This window comes from Blastococcus aurantiacus, assembly GCF_900102425.1.
Classification (GTDB): Bacteria; Actinomycetota; Actinomycetes; order Mycobacteriales; family Geodermatophilaceae; genus Blastococcus; species Blastococcus aurantiacus.
The window spans coordinates 1-1,507 of record NZ_FNBT01000017.1; the positions used below are offsets into that span (position 1 = coordinate 1).

At 70.5% G+C, this 1,507-nt stretch carries 1 protein-coding gene and 1 pseudogene; both read right to left on the reverse strand.

Features of this window, described 5'->3' with window-relative positions; translation table 11 throughout:
• On the reverse strand, positions 1-939 hold a 939-nt coding region (locus BLS70_RS20355; RefSeq protein ID WP_176946514.1), incomplete at its 3' end, for an MCP four helix bundle domain-containing protein.
• 319 nt (positions 940-1,258) lie between these two features.
• Positions 1,259-1,507, reverse strand: a pseudogene (locus BLS70_RS20360) (methyl-accepting chemotaxis protein); the annotation flags it as partial.

A 1,507-nucleotide genomic window follows, 5' to 3' on the forward strand; every position in this document is an offset into this window, starting at 1 on the left:
CGCCGAGGTCTCCTCCGCTGATGCCGAGATCTGCGCCGAGGAAGCGGACAGCTCCTCGGAGCTGGCAGCGACGGCATCCGCCGAGCCGGCGACCTGGCCCAGCACCGACCGGAGGTTCGTGACCGCCTCGTCGAGGGACCGCCCCATCCGGCCCAGCTCGTCCTTCGAGGTGAGCCCGCTGGAGCGGGTGAGGTCGCCGTCGGCGAGGGCCGTGGCGACGTCCTGGACCTTGCGGGTGCTGGCGGCGATGGCGGCGGCGACGAAGAAACCGAGCCCGAGGGCCAGGCCGATGCCGGCGACCATGAGCACGATCGCGATGGTCCGCTGCGACTCGTAGTCCGAGCGGATCGAGGCGGCCACGGTCTCGGCCTCGGCGGACTCGACCTCCCGCAGCTCCTCGATCCCCTCCTGCACGGCCGTGCCCAGCGGTGCGCCCTGCTCGGCGTTCTGCTGGATCCACGCCGTGAAGTCCTGCGCCCGGGCGAGCGGCACGAGGACGTCCTGCTGGAACGTCGCGTACGCGTCCATGTTCGCGACGATCTCCCCGAGGGCGGCCGTCTTGTCCGTGTCACCGTCGGTGGTGTCGCGGTAGGCGTCCGCGGCGGCGCGGAAGTCGGTGGTGAGCGTGCCGACCTTGTCCATGCTGGCGGCCGGGTCGGCGCCGAGGATGGTGTCGCGGATGTTGGTCCGCAGGTCCCCCACGAGGACGTCCATCTCACCCGCGGCGGCGACGCCCCGCAGGTTGCTCGCGTAGAGGTCCTCGGCGCCGTCGGCCGAGGAGCTGAGCGCCTGGAGCCCCATGAAGCCGACCGTGCCGGTGATCACGGCCGACACGGCGACCGTGCTCAGGACCTTCACCTTCACGGACCGGTCGCCCCACCAGTTCAGGCCCACGCGGGAAGCGGCCGGCGCGGTGCGCGTGCGAACGTCAGTGGTCATGGCAGTTCTCCAAGGGAATGGCGGGGGAGTGGTGCATCGAGGCGGACCATCGGCCGCAAGCCGCTCGCTGGTGCGACTCCACGAACATAGGGCCCCACAAAGCCTTGCCGACGCCATTCGGAACGTGTCGTGGCGAAATGAGGCAGATTGGCCTGTGACGTCATTATCGATGTCGACTTGGCGCCATTCGTCGCGCTCGGCGGAACAACTGCCGATCACGAATTCCGTACCGCCGCAGCGCACATCGACGGGGCACCGACACGACGACGGGGTGGCGGCCGCGAGGGCCGCCACCCCGTCGCGGGTGGATCAGGGCTGATCAGTAGGTGAACCGGCCCACCGTGGTGCGCAGGTCGGCGGCCATCCGGGACAGCTCGTCCACGGCGGTCCTGGTCTGGGTCAGCGCCTGCGTGGTGGAGTCCGCCGCGGCCGAGACGCCGGTGATGTTCTCCGCGATCTGACCCGAGCCCGAGGCGGCCTCCTGCACCGAACGGCTCATCTCGTTGGTCGTGGCGGTCTGCTCCTCCACGGCGCTGGCGATGGTGGTCTGCCGGTCGGAGATCTGGGC